17 protein-coding genes are annotated in these 19,855 nt (G+C 45.4%); 6 read left to right on the top strand and 11 right to left on the bottom strand.

Annotation, left to right across the window (positions count from 1 at the left end):
- Nucleotides 1-2 precede the first annotated feature (2 nt).
- A complete protein-coding gene (locus K9W43_13585; protein ID MCF2138258.1) occupies nucleotides 3-965 on the bottom strand; it encodes an ABC transporter ATP-binding protein in 963 nt (320 codons plus the stop codon).
- A gap of 189 nt (nucleotides 966-1,154) precedes the next feature.
- Between K9W43_13585 and K9W43_13580 the strand changes: the two genes are divergently transcribed.
- Nucleotides 1,155-2,021: a hypothetical protein gene (locus K9W43_13580; GenBank protein ID MCF2138257.1), complete on the top strand. Its 867-nt coding sequence runs from the start codon at nucleotides 1,155-1,157 to the stop codon at nucleotides 2,019-2,021.
- An 82-nt stretch (nucleotides 2,022-2,103) separates the two neighbouring features.
- On the opposite strand, the gene K9W43_13575 is transcribed toward K9W43_13580, so the two are convergent.
- The 7 genes from K9W43_13575 to K9W43_13545 all read right to left on the bottom strand — a co-directional run bounded on the left by K9W43_13575 (nucleotide 2,104) and on the right by K9W43_13545 (nucleotide 9,196).
- Nucleotides 2,104-2,334 carry a hypothetical protein gene (locus K9W43_13575; GenBank protein MCF2138256.1) on the bottom strand — a complete coding sequence of 77 codons (231 nt, stop codon included), beginning with the start codon at nucleotides 2,332-2,334 and terminating at the stop codon, nucleotides 2,104-2,106.
- Between the two features lie 246 nt (nucleotides 2,335-2,580).
- Nucleotides 2,581-4,149: an Eco57I restriction-modification methylase domain-containing protein gene (locus K9W43_13570; GenBank protein MCF2138255.1), complete on the bottom strand. Its 1,569-nt coding sequence runs from the start codon at nucleotides 4,147-4,149 to the stop codon at nucleotides 2,581-2,583.
- Between the two features lie 2 nt (nucleotides 4,150-4,151).
- The gene (locus K9W43_13565) at nucleotides 4,152-5,105 is read right to left on the bottom strand and encodes a XamI family restriction endonuclease (protein MCF2138254.1); all 954 of its coding nucleotides are present in this window, start codon (nucleotides 5,103-5,105) and stop codon (nucleotides 4,152-4,154) included.
- An 83-nt stretch (nucleotides 5,106-5,188) separates the two neighbouring features.
- Entirely contained in the window at nucleotides 5,189-6,379 is a 1,191-nt protein-coding gene (locus K9W43_13560; protein ID MCF2138253.1) for an aminotransferase class I/II-fold pyridoxal phosphate-dependent enzyme, read from the bottom strand.
- 156 nt (nucleotides 6,380-6,535) lie between these two features.
- The gene (locus K9W43_13555; GenBank protein MCF2138252.1) at nucleotides 6,536-7,159 is read right to left on the bottom strand and encodes a DUF4332 domain-containing protein; all 624 of its coding nucleotides are present in this window, start codon (nucleotides 7,157-7,159) and stop codon (nucleotides 6,536-6,538) included.
- Between the two features lie 74 nt (nucleotides 7,160-7,233).
- Nucleotides 7,234-8,505 carry an MFS transporter gene (locus tag K9W43_13550; GenBank protein MCF2138251.1) on the bottom strand — a complete coding sequence of 424 codons (1,272 nt, stop codon included), beginning with the start codon at nucleotides 8,503-8,505 and terminating at the stop codon, nucleotides 7,234-7,236.
- An 88-nt stretch (nucleotides 8,506-8,593) separates the two neighbouring features.
- Nucleotides 8,594-9,196 carry a signal peptidase I gene (locus tag K9W43_13545; GenBank protein ID MCF2138250.1) on the bottom strand — a complete coding sequence of 201 codons (603 nt, stop codon included), beginning with the start codon at nucleotides 9,194-9,196 and terminating at the stop codon, nucleotides 8,594-8,596.
- Between the two features lie 228 nt (nucleotides 9,197-9,424).
- On the opposite strand from K9W43_13545, the gene K9W43_13540 reads away from it, so the two are divergent.
- Both K9W43_13540 and K9W43_13535 read left to right on the top strand, forming a co-directional pair.
- Nucleotides 9,425-10,042, top strand: coding sequence for a hypothetical protein (locus K9W43_13540; GenBank protein ID MCF2138249.1), 618 nt, complete (start codon nucleotides 9,425-9,427; stop codon nucleotides 10,040-10,042).
- Nucleotides 10,043-10,223: 181 nt separating this feature from the next.
- Complete coding sequence (locus K9W43_13535; protein ID MCF2138248.1) at nucleotides 10,224-11,351, top strand: hypothetical protein; 1,128 nt, start codon at nucleotides 10,224-10,226, stop codon at nucleotides 11,349-11,351.
- Here K9W43_13535 and K9W43_13530 read toward each other — a convergent pair whose 3' ends face one another.
- Nucleotides 11,352-11,834, bottom strand: coding sequence for a hypothetical protein (locus tag K9W43_13530; protein MCF2138247.1), 483 nt, complete (start codon nucleotides 11,832-11,834; stop codon nucleotides 11,352-11,354). It lies immediately after the preceding gene.
- Between the two features lie 241 nt (nucleotides 11,835-12,075).
- On the opposite strand from K9W43_13530, the gene K9W43_13525 reads away from it, so the two are divergent.
- The 3 genes from K9W43_13525 (at nucleotide 12,076) to K9W43_13515 (ending at nucleotide 15,989) form a co-directional block, all read left to right on the top strand.
- On the top strand, nucleotides 12,076-12,576 hold the full coding sequence (locus K9W43_13525) for a GTP-binding protein (GenBank protein ID MCF2138246.1): 501 nt from the start codon (nucleotides 12,076-12,078) through the stop codon (nucleotides 12,574-12,576).
- Nucleotides 12,577-12,807: 231 nt separating this feature from the next.
- Nucleotides 12,808-14,394 carry a gamma-glutamyltransferase gene (gene ggt / locus K9W43_13520; protein MCF2138245.1) on the top strand — a complete coding sequence of 529 codons (1,587 nt, stop codon included), beginning with the start codon at nucleotides 12,808-12,810 and terminating at the stop codon, nucleotides 14,392-14,394.
- Between the two features lie 140 nt (nucleotides 14,395-14,534).
- Nucleotides 14,535-15,989 (top strand): aspartate ammonia-lyase, encoded by a 1,455-nt coding sequence (locus K9W43_13515; protein ID MCF2138244.1) that lies wholly within the window; start codon nucleotides 14,535-14,537, stop codon nucleotides 15,987-15,989.
- Nucleotides 15,990-16,263: 274 nt separating this feature from the next.
- On the opposite strand, the gene K9W43_13510 is transcribed toward K9W43_13515, so the two are convergent.
- A complete protein-coding gene (locus K9W43_13510; GenBank protein MCF2138243.1) occupies nucleotides 16,264-18,654 on the bottom strand; it encodes a hypothetical protein in 2,391 nt (796 codons plus the stop codon).
- Between the two features lie 293 nt (nucleotides 18,655-18,947).
- Entirely contained in the window at nucleotides 18,948-19,805 is an 858-nt protein-coding gene (locus K9W43_13505) for a hypothetical protein (protein ID MCF2138242.1), read from the bottom strand.
- Nucleotides 19,806-19,855: the final 50 nt, after the last annotated feature.

Raw genomic sequence — 19,855 nt, 5'->3', positions numbered from 1 at the left:
GATCAATCCCTCAACTCAGTCCCAGTAATATTAAGAAAGACATCTCCCAATGATGGTGCCCTCACAGTCATCTCAAGAATGGGGATTTTTGCTTTTCTAAGCATCTCAACTATCAAGGGCAGATCAACAGGTCCGGCACTGCTCCTTATTGCAATTTGAGAGGTCTCACTATCGGTGCTCTCAAGTATCTGCACGATCTCATGACCCGCGTCCCGTATCGCCTTATTGGCCTCTTCCCTGAAACGATCCTCCACACTAATCAATATCAGATACTCACCAATACAATCGCGTTTGAGTGTTGTTGGAGAACCTTCTGCTACTATCTGACCCTTGTCGAGAATGACCAACCGGTCCGCAAGATCTTCAGCCTCATCCATGTAGTTTGTACAGAAGATTATGGTTCGCCCCTCAGCCTTCAATCGTTTTACTTGCGACCAGATCAGGTTCCGGCTCTGGACATCCACTCCAAGAGACATCTCATCCAAGATCAGAATCTGTGAATCATGAAGCATTGCCCTCACTAACGCAAGACGCCGTTTCATTCCACCACTATACGTCTTGACAAGATCGTGTGCGCGATTCCTCAGCCCAGCAAGGTCAAGCATTGCAGTAATACGTTCGGCGACCTCTCCCGGAGGAACACCATAGAGCGCAGCATGATACTCAAGGGTCTCATATGCAGTAAGATCATCATACAGAGCGGTCTCCTGAGGCACAAAGCCGATCACATGACGGACTTGTTTCGCATTGGCGAAGACATCGAGGCCATTGATCCTAATCGACCCCGCTGTGGGACGTAGTAATCCGGTTATGGCCTTGACAAGAGTGGACTTGCCTGCACCGTTTGGCCCAAGAATCCCAACGATCTCTCCCTTCTCCACCGTGAAAGAGACCCCATCTAATGCCTGTGTCCCATTCCGATAGGTATGTGAGAGATTCTTCAGTTCGATTACTGGCGATAGCATAATCATCATCATACCTGTAGACACTACAGTACCATATGATATTGGTGTCACTAAGAGTGTGACAGCGAAATTCTAGCAGGATAATAGGCAACTTCGGTATTTTAATGCGCAGCGACGAGATTGAAAATCTGTAACTCCTAAAGTGACAACAGATTAATGAGGAATAAAGATGATAGAGACTTGATACTCTTGGAACGAAACATGATCTCTGACCTAATGCAATTGAGTCTCAAGAAGAACGAGGCCAGAGCATATTATACGTTGGTCACAAATGGACGGGCCACAGCAAGTCGTGTGGCCAGTCTCGCACACATACCACGTAGCAAAGTCTACGAAGCGCTGTATGGGCTTGAGGCAAAAGGGATGATCAGAAAGGTTGTGGGATCCAGTCCAGCCGAGTTTCAAGCATATTCCCCAAGGGAAACAATCCCATTCTTGGTGGAACGTGTGGAGGGGATTGGCAAGTCCGTAATGAAGAGATTGAGTGCACTTGAAAAACAGATGGCTATGAGTGGCTATGATGCGGTCAGAACGGTAGTAGGAGAACAGCAAATTGTCATGGAACTCAGAACAACAATAGATCGTGCAAAAAAGAATGTACGAATCACGTCGCGTGAGCCAAGTATTCTCAGATCATTAATCCCTGCATTCATTCAAGCAAGACAGCATGACGTAAAGATCGAACTATATGTCACGGCTGCTGCAAGAGATCATCTAGAAGAGTTGAAACATTATCTTACAATTAGAGAGCTGGCACCAAGCTCAGAGATACTAAAAAAGAGTGTCCAAGAAGTCCTTGTCGAGCCCGTGATAGTAGACGGGATCACCGGGCCCGAAGAGACAGCCGTCTTTATCATAGACGGAGAGGAGAGTGTGGCAGTCTTCAACTATGGTCGGAGGGACACGAAACCGTGGGCACTCTGTGTAAGAAACACCTTGATCGCAACGATCCAATGGCAGGTCATCAAGACGGTCTTGTCAACCATGGAAGACCTACCACAAAAGACCAGCAAGAAGAGAGAAAAGAAAGGACTAATGCGTATCTTTGGAAGATGACAGAGAACAAAAATATGCATGCACTATAGAACGGCAGGATAATGGTTCCTAACGCGGCCCATAAATGAGATGATAACAAGACCTAGTACTGTCGTTCTTTGATCTTTTGTATTTTGATGATGCTGTTAATTACAAGAAACTCCTCGGGATCATCAGAAGATCCACGCTTAATTGCAACGATTCCATTACCAACGTAAGCAACTTTCCCTTCCGCAAGAATCACCATTGAAGGGCCAAAGAATCTGAGCAGTGTACCACGCTCCGCAGCAGTTCTCAAGACGGACTTGATCGTTTCATTTCTCTCTATTGTCATAATCATATAATATCAATCTAGTAAGATAAGTCTTACAAAATGCACGTATAACATAGAGAATTCACCGGAGAAAAGCATCTGTGTTTCGCAAATTACTGTATATCATTAAAGTGGATACCATAGTTGATTCACATCTACAAACTGTTCAGTGAGATTTGAACAATAATTTAAGAAAAATAAGATTGATTTGCATTGAAACTCGGATGAAAATATAACAATGCATCACATGATTCCTAAAAATAAATATCATTCTAACTGAGTCTGAAAAACCAGTGTCTTGCTTAGATCCAAGACTGTGTCAAAAAGGGTGTCTGCGGGTACACGGCCCAGTTCCTTTGGCTCGATTTTATGAAGCCCACCACCATATACGCGTCCTTCACGTATCAAAAGATTAGACGGTATAGCACGCAATGCGGACCAGATATCTAAAAGTAATTTTGGATTTTTCGTGATAAGAAGATGTAGATTCTGATTGGGATACATCATCAAATATGTATTCGTAACAATAGCAGAGGAAAGGTTTAGTATGAATCTAAAAGGCGACGACGTTTTATCAGTACTACGACCCATATACGAACAGAGGAGAGGGGCGGGTTGCCTCAATTCTTGAGAGTACCACGGATTTCGATTTCTACATAAATACCGTTTATGAACACCTTGTCTAATTCCCTCCTCGAGATAACTCCACAGCTCGGGATATTCAACCTGAATGCGCTCTTCGGGTAAATCACATGACAACAATACATACTGTGGATCAAGTAACGGCATGCCATGCTCATCTGCATATACCACATCAGCGTCCAGACCACGAGGACTTGGAAGAATGGGAAACAGAAATTCTGAAGCAAGTCCTAACTCTTCTGCTCTTTCAGATGTCATAATGAAAAAAGAGTTGGCACCAGTTGCAATTCCACGTTTAATCATAAAGAGATGGTCCAGTGTGAACTTGGGCGGAATAAACTGTGACTCGTCAAAAAACTTAATCCATTTGGTTTCACGCTTCAGTAGCGAAGCTTCCACGCTCTTAATCGATTCTGGATTTAGCAAAGATCCGCCATAACTGAATTTGACAATATGATTGGAAGGGGGTGGTTCATTCTTGAACCAGATAATTGAAGATGAAACGGTTGCATCCCCAAATTGTACATCTTCAGGACGAAATCTATGAATCCGTAGAAGAGTGACTCGATCAAGGAGATATGTACGGAGATATCTTCCATACCCCACATCCATGAACTCGCTAGGAATTAGCCAACCAGAGATAGCCCCTTTTGACATCCAAGAGTGTGCTAATAGAATAAAATAAACATAAAGCCCTGAAAGACCGTTTGGAACGATTCGGGTCCGAACCATGGCCTCGTTTTGAAGACGCTCTTTTGTTAATCGATCTAGGTGGTGATGTCTAACATACGGAGGATTACAGATTATGAGATTAGGCAACTCGGATGACTCAAAATTAGGTTCAATGGCGGTAAAGTCTGCTAATCTGATATCAATAGGAAACCCACTCCATAATTCCTCGGCAGCCTGCACAAATGACCTGTCAATTTCAAATCCAATAGCAGAGTGGATACGATCTCGAGGAAATTCGGAAAGCAGTGCATGATAAAATGTTCCAATCCCAAAGGCGGGATCGAGAAATCTAATTTGAGGGAGGTCAGAAGTAAGCAGACGGGCGTAATGTAATATTTCAAGAGCCAAACCAAGGGGGGTTGCGTGCTGTCCAAGCTTGTTTCTCTCAGGTAAAGTCCGTAATGAATTAAGTTCACGTTGTAACTTTTCCCGAAAGAGATCTTGTTCGTCCAGTGAACGCATATTCAAACACCAAGTAGCTTAAAATCTTCAAGTCGATGTGACCATACCCAATCTATTTTTGATTCATGCATATATTGAAGATAAGCTCTATTAAAGTACCCGTTAAGTAATAGAACGTAATCAAAAGAAACGGTATAAATTTTTTGTAAATGATCTAGTTTTTTTGCCTCTTCCTTTCGTCGCTTGTTCACATTTGCAAAATCTCCAGCGGATTTTGCCTCAACGAGCAATAATCCTGCCGAGGAGGGTCGCATCAGAGCAAGATCAAGGGGAACATTGGTTCCTTCGGTAGAAGAGATAGCAACAGGACGTATAAGATAGGTGTGATCATTCATCTTAGTTAGATCATGTTCACGATTCTCAGCAGGACTATATCCTCGTTCTTCTAGCCATTTGCATAGTGCATCAAGTTGTTGCTTTTCCTGAATATTACGGATGAGTGTATCGTATAAAATCCCTCGAAAACGATCCGCCAAAATACCTGTAGCCAACTCTATTTCATGCATAGTAGGTTCTCGTGATTGTGCTAGCCAAGGGAACAATGAGTAATCAATCATTTTAAAAATAATACTCGTGATAGATTCTAAATTACTTAATATCTTCTCTTCTGACATTTTCGGGGGAAGATCATTACTCCGTTCCATTCGTTGGACAAAGCCCCTTGAAACATCACAAAGACCAGCCAGACGATCGATAGCTAATGGAGGCGCAGTGATCAACCGTACCACTCGCAATAACTCGGGACGATCCCTGAGAAGATCGATAAATTCAGTTTCAGTCTTCATAATCTTTAATGAATTTGATCTTTCCATGAACTGTACAACATATTTTCGGGCTTGTTTGTAGAGTTTATGAAAATGAAAGGGAGCCGCCTCAATAAACCACTTATTGTAAAATTGGACCGATTTATCGATATCTTCAGCCCATCTCTTAGTCTTGTCAATGTTTGCAGGCATATTTTACTCCATCTTTAGTGCTACATAAACCCAAAAAGGAAAAGGAGTCCCGAGGAAAAATCCCCCCGGGATGTTTTCCGACATTAAATAATTTTAAGCTCTTTTCCGACCTTCTCGTAGGCATTAAGTGCCTGGTCGAGATGTTCCTTCGTCAACCCAGAGTTCATAATGTTCCTGATCCGGGCTGCATCACGTGCAACCATCGGAAAGACAATAGGCAGAGCAAGGATACCTTCTCTGTAAAGGCCCTCACTGAGCTTTACAGCCTTTGAACTCTCACCGACAATTGCAGGAACGATAGGTGTCTGCGATCGGCCAGTGTCATAGCCCATCTCTTGGAGACCCTTCACAAAGTAATCGCGGTTCTCCCAGAGTGTCCTGACATGCTCAGGCTCGTTCTCAAGGACATCAATGGCTGCAATGCAGGCAGCAGCAGTGGCCGGAGGATGAGATGCGCTGAGGAGCCAGGAGCGGCTCTTGTTCAGGGCATAATTGACCATGTCCTGACTACCAGAAACGTGGCCACCCATCACACCAAAGGCCTTTGAGAAAGTACCCATCTCAAAGTGAACCTCATCGTGTGTCAGGTTGAAATGGGACACGATACCTCTACCGCCCTTCCCCAGAACAGCCTCGCCATGTGCATCGTCCACATAGATCATTGCACCGTGTTCAGAACCCAGTTTGACAATCTCATCAAGGGGTGCAATGTCACCATCCATTGAAAAAACACCGTCAGTGATGATGAGCATGCGCTCCGGATTGCCCTTCTCAGCCTCATTGAGCACACGTTCAAGAGAGGCCATATCGCAGTGATCGTAGACGAAGCGATCAGCCTTTGTGAGACGAACACCGTCAATAATGCTTCCATGATTGAGCTCATCAGAGATAATGGCATCACCCTTGCGTACGAGCTGTGGAATGAGTCCCTCGTTCGCAGTGAACCCGGCACTGTAGGTAATTGAGGCCTCTGCATCCTTAAACTGGGCTAAGCGACGTTCCAACTCTGCGTGCAGGTCCATAGTTCCTGCAATAGCTCGCACTGAACCAGAACCCGTCCCATGAGTCTTGATAGCCTCAATAGCCGCCTCCTTGAGATGCGGATGGTTCGTCAGGTTGAGATAGTTGTTGCTACAGAGCATGATCACATCGACGCCATCGACCTTAGCTTTTGGAGTTGAAGGACCCTGAAGGATCCGAATCTTCCAGTCAAGATCGGCCTCGACGAGCTTCTGATACTCTTCTTTCATCCAGCCAATTGGATTTCGCTTCATGTTTTTCACCAGTGGTTGACACTTCTCTATGATATTTCTGTGTCTTGGCCACGCCCGGCTGGTATATGTCCCTATTTATGGCCTTCGCTAAGAGTATATTTCTACGAAATTGATAAAAAAGAGGTGGCTGGAAAAGACTTCCAGCCTAAAATCGTCCTATTCTGTCATTAGATCCTTGGCCTCAGCAATCCACTTCTTGACGTTCTCAAGCGTGAACTCATAGCCCTTGGGAATCTGGACATGACCAAGCTTGACGCCTTCCAAGATATCCTTAAGCAATTGCTCAGGATCGGCCTCGGAAAGTTCGTTGAGGGAACCAATACCACCAGCATAGACAATGGCCTCGGCATCCTCTTCGGATACAGACTCTAGCCAAGCGAACCTGCTCATGGAAATCCAACGTTGTGCTTCATCTTCACCGACACCACAGATCTTTGCGACTTCCTCAGCACTTGCAGCAAGAAGCTCTTGTACTGTAGAGATTCCGTTATCACGTAACTTCTGGCCATACACGGGGCCTATTCCCTCAATGGTCTCGATGGGTAACTCGGTCAGTGCGGCATGAGGAACCTCCACCTCGGGAACCCATTCTTCAACCTCTGGCTTAGCAGTCTTCGCAGATGAGACGGTGCCTGCCGCCTGTGTCTTTTTACCACAGACAACGCCAACAGTAGGAATAAACACGAGCGCAGCAATTAGTGGATTCGATTGAATCGCAAGGATCTCAAGAACAATGAGACCAGCAATTACTATGAACCTCCAATGCGATGCAATAGTCATTAATCTATCATCTCCTAAGATGAGTCTCGATTTTCAAGAAGCACAAGCTGTAATGAATCTTTGTAGGCTGAGGCTCAGGGCTGTTGTTCCAGCAATTGCTGATTTCGTCGTACTGCTAGCCACATTGGAATTACTGACACAGGATAGAAACACATTGCCAGGGGAAATACAACAAGTCCAAAGTTCACAATACCACCTGCAATCCCCGAACCAAGAATAAACGCGGCGATAAGGGTGCCAGTCTGCCGCGGAAAGGTCCATAAAATCCGCACAACAGCCCATGAACGACCACGTTTCGACTGCGCGATTTCACTCATGAGAAGTGAAGTCGAGGCAGGTTGGACCATGTTAGCAACTGAAGAACGGGCGATATAGAAGATGACCGCTAAGATAAACAGAGGCGCGTAGACAAAGCCAATAGTGAGAAGCGGTGTGATGAGATATAGAAGAAGGATCAGACGGAGCTTGCCAATACGCTCACTTGTGAAACCAACAACAAGAAGACCCCATGCCAGGCTCATATTCGAGATCGATGGCACAATACCCAAGACTAATGGATCCGGACTAAACGCAGCATAGATCCATGGAATGAGATATGGCACGACCATTCCAGAACTGAAACCCATGATAACACGGCTCAGCCCGAACAACGACACAACCAACGCATCCCCTTTGCGTTCTTCATCTGAATCTTGAGGATCGATAGTGGTCGACTCAAATGGTTCCGAAGAGTTCGCTCGCAACCAATAATCCGTAGAGATGCCTAAGACACCACTGACGATCTTTACACCTCCTATAAGAAAGAATAGAATCGCATAGCGTGTCATCACCGTGGTTATCCATGATAACATACTGGGATCAAGGACAAATCCTGCAATGAACGGTCCGATCATTGCTGCAAAAGTTCCAGTGGCGTCTGTAATACCATAGGACTTTGTGCGTTCAGTCCCAACTTCGGTGTAGTCAGCAATCATTGCGCGATATGATGAAGAAGTAAAACCAGTACCAACACCTGTGAGTGCGTAGATCACAAGAATAGCAAGCGTGTCATGAATAAATGGCATAAGCATAAAACACATACCGCTTACAAGGCCGCCAATGAGCAGGGCGATACCACGACCATGACGATCACTGAGCGTGCCTGCTGGAAATAGCGTTGCCGCCTGAAGATAACCGGCCATCGCGACCATGAGGCCGTAAAATGCCTCGTCTGTCCCAATTGCAAGAGCATAGAGTGGTAGAACAATAATAGTAAATGAGTTGGCAAACTTGTTCAGTGTGCTTAGAGCTGAAAAACGCCAGATCTTCTTCTGGGTGAGGCTTGCGAGACCGTCTCGTAATTCCATCGGATCGTCACTACTTCCTGAAGCGCGGCCTCCTTGAGGCCTTGAGGCGGCTAAATAAACTGTTCTTCTTCGGCCAACTGAAAATCATCTAGGGAGTAGTATCTGACACAGCACTCGGCTCTTGCTGTTCTTCATCGGTCTCTTCCTCAGTCCCATTCTCTTTCTGACAAAAGATCTCAGGACCAAAAATGATCAGCCCAAAAATAATGATGAGCGTAATAAAACCAATAGGCGTACTGATGAGGCCTCTCAGGAAGAGACTGATGTTCCCAACCCACGGAATCGTCAAAACAACAACGCCTGTGATCTCGCTATATACACGGTCTCCAGGGTCTTCTACCGAATTGTTATCACCTTTCGTGTAGAAGTGTTTCGTCCCGTTGATCTCTTCGATACGAATGACCCGATGAACAATTGGGGCTGCTGTATACCAAGAGTCCTCATAGACAATAATGTCGCCCACCTTAATATCGTCCTCAGGCACATGCTTGAGAACCAAAAGATCTCCCACGTTCAGTGTCGGAACCATCGATCTGCTCGTAACCACAACAAGAGGTGTTGGCGTACCCATTGCAAGGACAAAGAGTCCATACCCTCCAGCAGTGCCACCGATCACAAGGGTAATAATGAAAATTGTCTTTGCGGTCTCTGATCGTTCATTCCATTTTAGGAGAGTCTTTACTCGCTCCATCTCTTCTACGCCCGACTTGGCCTGTCGGTCTTCCGGCGTATAAACATTGAGGAATTAGTAAGTGCCCTCTCTCAAGAATATGGTGACTGCCCCAAGAATCTCAAGACGATAATGCCATCTCTGAGTGCGATCATCCCAAAATAAAAAAATCCTCTCTTGACATTTCTGATTATGTGATGCATTTTTAAGGATTCGATAAATCCCTGAAAGATAGAGGGAACTCTAAAAATGGGAATGGATGAAAGTTATACTGGAACAGGCACTCGTAGATTCAAGGTCGTGCAAAAAATCATTGCAATGCGACCAGTCTTTGAGATCTATGATGCAGATACAGGCGAACAGGTAGCTGTCGCTCGTAGAACGTGGTTAAGCGTCTTCCGCACGACCCTACATATGGAGGACATGAATGGCGAACGAATCTTAACTGCCAAGGGAGGATTCTTCGATAAGACATTCTGGCTTCTTGGAGCTCAGGGAGAGAGAATCGCCAAGATCTCTCGACCGTGGATTGCGCTGAGAAAGAATTTCACACTCTATTATAGAAATGAGGCAATCAAGGCCCAAGGTGGATATCTGGCCTGGGGTTTTGATGCAGTCAGTGAAACGGGTCAGCACAAGTTCCGACTTGACAAAAAGATATTGTCAATACGGGATCAGTACATTGTCACAGTAGACGAGTCAATGGATCCACTTCATGCTGTTGCACTGGCTCTAGTCATCGATACTGTCTTTTTCAAGGCAAAAGGCGGCTGTGTATCACCTTGTTCCTGCATATGTGGATTGATCTTACTGATCGTTCTTGCAGTGACCTATGCTCTATCAGGATATATCATCCCTGGACCGTGATACTGAAGAGAAAGGGCACGCTTCGTTCTTTCAATTCGTGCCCATCTTTTTTTCCATATACAATCAATTCAACTTCAACCATTATCTCTTTTGCAAGAACACTCATTGTTAATACAATAAACAGGAGCACAACCTTAGAACGAATCTCTGTACAGATTCCGAAAAAGGATACAGGATCCCAATGAGCAACGTATGGGTACGAGCCTGGAGAAACACACCACAATATAATTGCGGTCTGTGTGGACGATCGACCTGTACAGCATTTGCTCGGGCATACTTGGCGGGAAACCTTGATCTTGATGCCTGTCCTGTCATGCAAACTGGTGAATTTGTCAATCTCCGCACAACTCTAGAAACAATGCGCACTCGTGAACATGTAGTGTCACCCCAACCTGCACCAGAAAGATCCTCGGTAAAAATCGCATTCCTTCAACCTTGCAAAGACGATATCAAGCGAGTCAGTGGAACTCTCACAATCTACAATGGGGTTCCTCAAGGTCAGTTGATGAACTTTGGAGGGTTTGATCCTCTTGTCTTATGCGATCTCCTTGATCATCTCGGGGACAAGTTTTCCTTCATCAAATGCAGTCGTGAGCTAGGGTATGCGCGTGCTGACCGTGATGAGATAAACATCACTATACTTCAAGATGGTCGTGTCAATCTCCGACAAGTGCCTGATAAGGGCGCAATTTACAAGTTGGCCGCGTCACTCGAACGTGTTCTTATTGGAGCGCTCATCTGTGATTGCTGTGGTTGTGATCTACTAAGTGTCTTGGTAGATTGCCCAACTGCTGCAGGGGAACATTATGTACTTGATGCAGGCCAGATGACCTCACTAGACAAAGAAATCATCAGTGAACCATTCTCATTGGCCGTACTCTCAGCCACTTGCAAAGATCGAGGACCGGAAGTCATAGCAGTGTTCGAACATGCATTTCAAAAATTAGAGAGAAGATTACATGAAGCGATTCAAGGCAAGTGGCCTTCGCTCAAGGATGAGTTTACCAGTTCATATCAGATCCTACTGAATCACCTCATGGAGGTCAATGATAGTAAATCAACAACATTGATACTAAAGAGTTTGGGAGTTCTCAGAGTTATCGAGAATGCCCTTACGGGACTGGCCAATCTCGGCTATGAGAGCCAAATTCACAATGATGAGATCCAGCAGATTCAATTGCTCTTGCAGAGCTTGGCCACTGATACCGTAGTTGACCTGAAGGAGTCCTCAGTGCAACCAACAACAATGGCTAATCTCGCGCGTGTCCAAAGAGCCACTCAATTAATGAACTTGTGGAACACTGACTGATCAATCACACCGTGAGAACCTGCTCTCCACATCTCGAATTATCGAGAGGATCCGCCGCGCATTCACACGCTCATCAGGAACCCACTCGTGAACGTGAGTGATCTTAGCACCCTGCTCCTTGTCAAGAAATTCCTTGAGAATACGCATCTTCTTCTCTTCGGACTCTGCAACTTTCATCGCATCTCGTGTTGTAGGAAAACCAGACTCGGGAACTTCATAGGTGACAAAGAGGTACCACGATCCCTCGCCCAAATTCACGCATACAAGTTCCGCAGGAAGAAGGTCGATCCGTTCACGATACACTACGGATTCCCCTACGTCAATGTTTCCATCATAATCACGTTGACATCCATCATGCGTTAGAACAAATGTATCAAATGTGACCAAGAGCTTGCCAGCAGCAGCTTCAAGGTCCTCAATACTGCTCTCAACGATGATGCCTCCCTCAGGAATGTCCTGCATCTTCATCTCGTCGTCTGCCATGTGAACTCGAACCTTTGGTGACAATACCCTCTTTATTAGTTTCTACTTTGTGGAATAATCAAATATATGCTAAAACATCATTCTCGCAAGGGCCTTTAACGGATCAGTTGGCTAAACCGAAGGAATAGTGGCCCCAAGAACACTCCACGAAGGTAAGAATACATTATAACAAGCCTTAATTGAATAGAATAGGATATATTATCATGAGAGGAATATCTTGAGTGTGCCACAATCAGTACAAATGCAACGTCCAATGGTTGTCAAGATTGCAGTTGTTGGAGCAGGCGGTGTTGGGAAGAGTACGCTAATTGGCCATCTTGCAACGGGAATGTTCATTGAAACCCATATGACGGTCGGAGTCAATGTACAATCAATGTCAATTGAGATTGAAGCCAACGAACAGGCAACACTGGCAATGTTTGATTTTGGTGGTCAGAAACAGTTCAGGTTCATGCAGGGGACGCTTATCAAAGGGTCTCAAATAGCACTGCTTGTCTTTGATTGCTCTGATCTTCAAACTCTAGAACAACTCAAAGAATGGTTGAATCTACTCGCGGCGATCCCTGTAGAACGACGACTCCTTGTTGGAACAAAGACGGATATGAAAGACCAGATTCCAGAACGCAGAATAATAGAATTTGCAGCAGAACTGGGAATTGATCACGTTATTGTCAGCTCAAAGACTGGTGAAAATATGGATGTGCTCTTTGACAAGATTCGAAGCATATTACACGAGTTCTGAAGACCGCACGGTTCTAAGCATTGGTCAATATGAACATCTCCAATCAGATCAAAACCTAACGAAATAATTAAAACATATTTTTTGTTAATAGACAGCCCCCGTGATGGTGTGGTGTCAGACCGTTTTACTCAATAGTAGGGATGCCTACTACTCACGATACTTCAGAAGTCAAGTTCAGTATTACTATTTAACCAACAGAGAATTGAACCAATATGAGAGGAGAGAGAGTAGTTGTTTTGGAGAAGAAAAACCGGCCGATCTGACGTTCTCGCTCCCAAAGGAATTGTTGCAGCCTCTGAACCATTAGCCGCCCAAGCAGGTATCGAGATCCTTCGTCAAGGAGGTAATGCTGCTGATGCGGCAGTCGCCACAGCGGCAGTCTTAGATGTGACCGAACCGTTCTCGACAGGTTGTGGTGGCGATGCATTTGTTCTTCTACACACGCCCGACGGCCATAGGCCTATTGCACTAAATGGATCTGGTCGAGCCGGATCACTTGTCACCTTGGACGAACTACTCTCAGACGGATGGGAAAAGATGCCGGTACGTGGTGGCCCTCCCGTGACTGTGCCGGGAGCAATGCATCTCTGGGAGCTACTGAACAAAGAATATGGCAATCTCGACCTTGGAGAAGTATTGGCTCCTGCAATCAGATACGCACGTGATGGTTTCCCCGTCGCGCCGATAATTTCACAGTACTGGAAGATGTTAGTACCAGTTCTTCAGAACGATGAGGCGCAAAGAGTATTCACCATCGATGGACGTGCCCCACAAATGGGAGATCTCATGAGGAACAAAGATCTGGCACATACCTTTGAAACCGTAGCAAATGAAGGGGCTGAAACGTTTTACGAAGGGGATATCGCTGATGCCATTGTCAAGACGGTACAGGCTCATGGAGGCTTCTTGACACACGAGGATTTGAAACGCCATCGCACAGAAAAGACCGACCCCATATCAAGTGAGTATCATGGTCTCCGAGTGTTTGAACATCCCCCTAATGGTCAAGGATTTGCTGCCCTGATCATGCTCAATATACTGACAGAACTGGAGATATCACGTTTTGGCCCCTTGGAATCAAAACGATATCACCTAATGATCGAGGCAAAAAAACTCGCCTATGCCGATCTCCTCGCACACAATGCGGATCCTTATTTCTACGACGTACCACTTGAGAAGCTTCTATCGAAAGGATATGCCAAGCAACGTGCAAAGAGAATCAATGAGGCATCGGCAATGGAACCTTCCATCACCGGAGCCTTACCTCGTAGCGACACTATCTATCTGGCAACTGCTGATGCCGAGGGGATGGCTGTATCATTCATCAATAGTCTGTATATGGGCTTTGGCAGTGGTCTTGTTGTTCCCGGAACAGGAATTAAACTCCAGAACCGCGGAAACTTGTTCAGCTTGGACCCGAAGCATCCAAATGCCTATGCACCAGGTAAGCGCCCGTTCCACACCATTATTCCCGGCGCGCTCTATAGAGAGCACGAGTTCTATGGTGTATTCGGAATCATGGGCGGATCACATCAGGCGCAGGCGCATGTACAGTTCGTCAGTAACCTTGTCGATTACAACATGACACCACAAGAGGCATTGGACCATCCACGGTTCCATCATGATCAGGAAACGAACATGGTTGCACTAGAAAATGGGATTCCGCCATATATTCAAGGAGAGCTACGTAGACTAGGTCACCGACTCCATCATGAGACCATGGTAAGTTTTGGTGGGGGTCAGGCAATCATTCGTTTAGACAATGCATGGATTGGTGGATCCGATCATAGAAAAGATGGTCAGGCTATTGGATTTTAGAAGAGCGCCTCAAGATAGCAGAATCGCGAGAGTATGAGGGAGATTTAGTGATCTCACTTTAACATAGCAGTAAGACGCTTTTACTATCGCTACAATAGACTGATATTCAATAAACCGACCTTTCTCCTGTGGTGTATAACATGAGCAAACACGAACATGAGGAATATCGAGAAGAGAGCGATCTACTTGGCACACGCAAGATTCCTCGTGATGCCTATTGGGGAGTCCAGACAAGCCGTGCCCAAGATAATTTTGGCGTATCACTCATTCCGATAGGCAATTACACCAAACTGATTGTTGCGTTAGCAATGGTCAAAAAGGCCTGTGCCTTGGCAAATCGAGATCTGGGGCTATTAAAGAAAAAATATGCGCGTGCCATCATTCAAGCGTGTGATGAGATCATTGACGGAAAACTCCATGACCAGTTTGTTGTGGACGTGCTCCAGGGTGGTGCGGGAACCTCTACTAACATGAACACGAACGAGGTCATTGCGTCACGTGCAAATGAGATTCTAGGATACCCACGTAACTCAATGACACCCATTGCTGCAAATGATCACGTCAATATGTCACAGAGCACCAACGATGTCTATCCGACGGCCATCAAGATCGCCACCATATTCAATCTCAACGAACTCTCGGATGTTCTCGGAGAGCTCATCATGGCGCTTGACGAGAAGGCTGAGGCGTTCAAGGATATCCTCAAGCTGGGACGCACTGAGATGCAGGATGCTGTACCCATCACACTTGGACAAGAATTCTCTGCATGGTCAGCCTGCCTAAAACGTGATCTGCTCCGTATTGGATTGGCCCGGCAGGTTCTTGAGACCCACAATATCGGAGCCACTGCCATCGGCACCTCATTAAATGCGGATCCTCATTATATCCAACTGGCTGAGAAACACTTACGTGAAGTCACGGGACTGAATGGCCTTGTCACCGCAGAGAACCTAGTTGACGACACACAGAACAGTGATGAGTTTGTACACGCGTCAGGCCTCCTGCGGGTCATGGCATCCAATTTGAGCAAGATCTGCCACGATCTGATCCTGCTCTCATCGGGACCAATAGGCGGGTTCCACGAGATCGTCCTTCCGGCGGTTCAACCCGGTTCATCGATCATGCCGGGGAAGGTCAATCCCGTCATTCCCGAGATGATGATCCAATGTTCGGCCATGGTCATTGGTCACGATAATGTCATAACGCTTGCAGCAAATGGTGGACAACTCGAACTGAATGCCTTTGAACCACTCATCGCGTACAACTTCTTCCAAGCGCTTAAACTTCTCAGAAATGCAATTCCAATCCTGACGAATAAATGCATCAAGGGAATCAGTCCCAACCCCGAGGGCCTAGAGGTCGTACATCGTAGTGTGGGTCTCGTGACGGCACTCAATCCGTACATAGGATACAAGGCTGCGACCAAGATCGCAAAAGAGGCACTTGCAACAAGGCGGCCGATACGGGAGATCGTCCTTGAGAAAGGACTGCTTGACGAAAAGACCCTCGATGAGGTGTTGTCACCGGAACGAATGACTCAGGCACATGAGCTAGAGGTAGCACATGAAACTCAAGATGACGACAATCGAGAGTGACCACATTAGTCATCCATTGCCAATTAGTCGAGAAAAAGATGTGTTTAGGCCGCCGAATTAGATGGCGGCCCATGGTCATGGTGGCGCAGATTCCTTCCTTCCTGCATTTTAGGAATGGGACCAGTAACTCTTGTTGATTCATAATTGCACATAACTTAATGATGAATGTCATTGTGTATCCACTAACACGTTCACGTCACTAATAGAAGTGCTTCACAAGAGAAAAAAAGAAGGGGAGAGGGAAAAATTCCCTCACCAGATTAAAAACAATACTCTATGGACGACGTTTCTTGAGAACAACTAAAACAATGACCACAGCCGCAACAGCAACACCTGCACCTGCAACCAAGACAAGCCCATTCTGAGCAAGCCAGTCGGTCGGCACAAAGGTTGTTCCCGAAGATACTGGATAGGCCAGATTTAGCAAATCAGCAGGGAGAATGATCACGTTCGTAAGCATCTCTGTAAGTGTGATGTTCAAAGAACCTGTATCTACACCTGCATTTCTATCAATTGCTACAACAAGTACAGCATCCGTACCTATCGATGGAATCTGAAGGCCCATATCACTGACTGAACCAATCATAGTGTCATCCAAGTAACTCCATGTTAGGGTCTGGATTCGACCATTAAAGTCTTGGAAGAGACTCATAGAAATAGAAGTGACATCGGCGGTCCGGACTGAAACGTTGTACCACTGGTCTGCTTTCAGAGTTAACTGGAACACATAAGACTCGGATGAGTCCTGTGGCTCCTCTAAGGGGACAGAACGGAAACCAGAACCAGAGGTGGCATCTAAGGTCACTGTGCCATTGAATGCTTCACTCATATAATCAACAAAATCAACATCGAAAGTGTGTACTTTGCCGGGCAGTTCATTTGTAGGAGCACCAGTGGTAGTATTCTTTGTATCGTAAGGCTTGAGAGCAATGATCAATCCTCCATCATCTAACGAACGGCTTGTCATGAGACCGCATTCCAATGTGGAGAAGTTTGCTCCAACTGCAGTCCAGCCAAAACCATTTTGGACGTGGCCCAGTGTCGGGGTAGTAGAAGTGATTGACCGCCCAGTTTCACTAAACAAGTTGATCTTTGTCGTCACACTGACATTATCATTGGTCATAAGGCTGACATTAACAGCATAATGATTGAGAATATCTGCATTGACTCTAACACCAATCACTGACGAATCTGCAACAGAATAGAGTCCAGTTCCATCAATGATAGGACCAACCGTGACCTTATAGAAGCCATTAGAATCGGGTCCTTGAGGTGTTGCCATTATAAGATAGTCCCCAGCTGGAAGATATGCTATCCCCGCATTGGAAAAAGCAGAAGAATCTGGTATAGGGGTTCTAGTATATCTTCCATTATAGTAAGTGTGCGCTGACCAACTAAAACCGCCATTATATTCTGTAGAGTTGATTATAACAAGGGAATCCTCACCAAGATGAAGCATGTAGCAAAAGTAGTCTTCTGTAGAAAAGGCTGCATCCATGAAGAAATTCGTATTAATTGGTAATTCGCTGACTTCAGGGTACTCGTTCATTACTGAGAACATGATGTTATCCATTCCCATAATAGTGACATAGTAGCTCTGATTATTGTACGACTGATATAACCATTCGCCATAATCGGGATTCAAAGTTTCCCCATAGATGCTTGCCAGTCCCAAGAAACTAGTTGAGATATTTGCCGTCACTAATATCGTTGGTTCGTGAATTTCATAGGTACCATCTTGTAGTTCAGGATAATTAAAGGAATACCTGAGTTTTCCGGGAAGACCGTAAGGAGAAGTGATCTTGAAAGTATATGCAGTAGGCACCTGCTCTTCATAAATGATATCACCCGACTTCTGATCAACGACCCACTCACTTCCCGATAGTACGCCTTGAGTCAATTGATTCACTGGCAGCTCGATGGGTGTGATCGCATCCACTGAGATGGTCGTTGTAACAAAGGATGTAGAAGACGCATCGGCCCAGATAAGCACTCGATATAGACCGATTCCAACGAATTGTAGTGGAATTATAATAGTATCCCCTCTGTTAACCCCCCACTCTATTAGGAACTTGCCCTGTGGTCCAATGATACCAATATAAAACATGCAATTATCATTTTGATTCTCGATTGTAACATAGTAGTATTCGGCTTTTTCGGTCACATTGAGCAAGCCTATGTTGATCGAATTAGTTTCAAGAACGGTTGTCGTATTCTGTCCAACTGCAAGGGGAAACTCTCGCATACGCCAGTTTAGAGTTGCAGAGAGATCATTCGACTGATTCGTAAACTTCCAAAAGACGGGTAATCTTGTACCTCCATCGAGCCACCCAGAAGAATCACCAATCGTTGTAGAAAAGTCAACGCTCCTGTTTGCAGGACCCTTGTAAGAGCTAGATGAATATGTCCAAGAATGAAGATAGTAGGAAAATGTTTTATAACTAAAATCAGTACTGTGAGCCAAAGTCAAGTGAGGCCATATTAGGGGGTTATCTGCTGGAAGAACCGTATAGATGCTCCCATCAGAGGCAGTAGAGAGACTCTGGGATCCAGTTTGGTATACATAGGGAACCGCAACCGCATCTACGGTCATAAAAGAGGTTCCAAGCATTAATGACACAATAACAAGTGTGAATAATAGCATTTTATTTCTGTGTATTTGCATAAGCACACACCTCAGTTTCAAGTTCTCCAAAAAGGGATAAAGTTTTCCTATAGAAACAAGATTCTCCAAATCGTTTGTATCCTGTATACACTATTTAACACATATTCGAAAAATAAAAAGTGGGGATTACGATCCTGAACGAAATTGTATCAACTTTCAATGTAGACATCTTCGAAAGAATGTTTACGAGATTATATTAGTTCCGAGGCCCAACTAGCCGCCTATCTTTGATTCGTACTAAGGAACTCGCCACTAGATGCGAAGTTGACATGGACCAAATCTGCTGAGAACTGTTATACCTCTTCAAGCTCACGAGGTTTCAGTGTGAGTCGCCGCGGATTTGCAAGAAGTGTCAATTCAAACCTGTGCTGACGTGGCTGGTATTTTCCGAGTCTCCAGGCATCCATCAGATCTGCAACACGTGACCTAACCTTTTTCCGATAGCGAACAAAGACCGAAAAACATTGGAGAATTCTACAGAACCAGTCGTTTTCGGCAAGTATGCGGTCCTTCACTGACACAATAAATTCTCCACCCACATCCGCAAATTTACTATCGATCTCTGCAACCTCGGCACTATTTCCGCTTAAGAGAAGGACACGAAAGTCATCTCCTAGGGTTCCGCGCTTGCCCTCGATGCTGAACACCTCAAAATCACCACTGGGACCGGCGATGAAGAAGCCATAAGCCTCAGATGCTCCGGCCCGACGACGCATTTGCCGAACGTAAGTAACGATCTCATTTTCCGAGGTCATGATCGCAAGAGACAGAAGGGGAATCCCTGATGCATAGCTATTAGCCAGCTCATCGGCCACCATCTCTTCAGCAGTAGCGAGCCAACGACCCGACTGAGAGAACAGTTTGATGACAAACCGTCGAGACAACGGATCGGAAGCCTGATCCCAAGTCGATTGTCGAAGAATAATGAAACCAACTTTCTCTAGTGGACTCAACTTTCGGGAGTCATCTTCAAACGATGATTCCAGAATCTTACCAATGACATCAGCATCTGCTGTAAATTGCCTACTCTTGGAACGCCACTGGTCAATCTGCCGAATCCCAATCTCGTCAGAGTGTAGTCCTGTTCTATAAAGATCCTGAGCAAATCTTCGAAAGACGATCTTGCCACCACGTTTTTCATCATCAGACATCTTCATCATCAGGGAGAATATGACAATTGCAGTTATAGGATTACCGTAAG

It is taken from the genome of Candidatus Thorarchaeota archaeon (assembly GCA_021498125.1).
Lineage (GTDB): Archaea > Asgardarchaeota > Thorarchaeia > Thorarchaeales > Thorarchaeaceae > B65-G9.
Note: the sequence above shows the minus strand (reverse complement) of the source record. Positions and strands in the feature narration are given on the sequence as shown.

What these genes read in the sequence shown, in the direction of transcription:
- K9W43_13530 (MCF2138247.1), bottom strand. Translation starts at nt 11,834, where the DNA reads ATGGCAGACGACGAGATGAAGATGCAGGACATTCCTGAGGGAGGCATC.
- K9W43_13540 (MCF2138249.1), top strand. Translation starts at nt 9,425, where the DNA reads ATGGGAATGGATGAAAGTTATACTGGAACAGGCACTCGTAGATTCAAG.
- K9W43_13575 (MCF2138256.1), bottom strand. Translation starts at nt 2,334, where the DNA reads ATGACAATAGAGAGAAATGAAACGATCAAGTCCGTCTTGAGAACTGCT.
- K9W43_13570 (MCF2138255.1), bottom strand. Translation starts at nt 4,149, where the DNA reads ATGCGTTCACTGGACGAACAAGATCTCTTTCGGGAAAAGTTACAACGT.
- K9W43_13585 (MCF2138258.1), bottom strand. Translation starts at nt 965, where the DNA reads ATGCTATCGCCAGTAATCGAACTGAAGAATCTCTCACATACCTATCGG.
- K9W43_13565 (MCF2138254.1), bottom strand. Translation starts at nt 5,105, where the DNA reads ATGCCTGCAAACATTGACAAGACTAAGAGATGGGCTGAAGATATCGAT.
- K9W43_13515 (MCF2138244.1), top strand. Translation starts at nt 14,535, where the DNA reads ATGAGCAAACACGAACATGAGGAATATCGAGAAGAGAGCGATCTACTT.
- K9W43_13510 (MCF2138243.1), bottom strand. Translation starts at nt 18,654, where the DNA reads ATGCAAATACACAGAAATAAAATGCTATTATTCACACTTGTTATTGTG.
- K9W43_13550 (MCF2138251.1), bottom strand. Translation starts at nt 8,505, where the DNA reads ATGGAATTACGAGACGGTCTCGCAAGCCTCACCCAGAAGAAGATCTGG.
- K9W43_13535 (MCF2138248.1), top strand. Translation starts at nt 10,224, where the DNA reads ATGAGCAACGTATGGGTACGAGCCTGGAGAAACACACCACAATATAAT.
- K9W43_13545 (MCF2138250.1), bottom strand. Translation starts at nt 9,196, where the DNA reads ATGGAGCGAGTAAAGACTCTCCTAAAATGGAATGAACGATCAGAGACC.
- K9W43_13505 (MCF2138242.1), bottom strand. Translation starts at nt 19,805, where the DNA reads ATGTCTGATGATGAAAAACGTGGTGGCAAGATCGTCTTTCGAAGATTT.
- K9W43_13560 (MCF2138253.1), bottom strand. Translation starts at nt 6,379, where the DNA reads ATGAAGCGAAATCCAATTGGCTGGATGAAAGAAGAGTATCAGAAGCTC.
- K9W43_13525 (MCF2138246.1), top strand. Translation starts at nt 12,076, where the DNA reads ATGCAACGTCCAATGGTTGTCAAGATTGCAGTTGTTGGAGCAGGCGGT.
- K9W43_13555 (MCF2138252.1), bottom strand. Translation starts at nt 7,159, where the DNA reads ATGACTATTGCATCGCATTGGAGGTTCATAGTAATTGCTGGTCTCATT.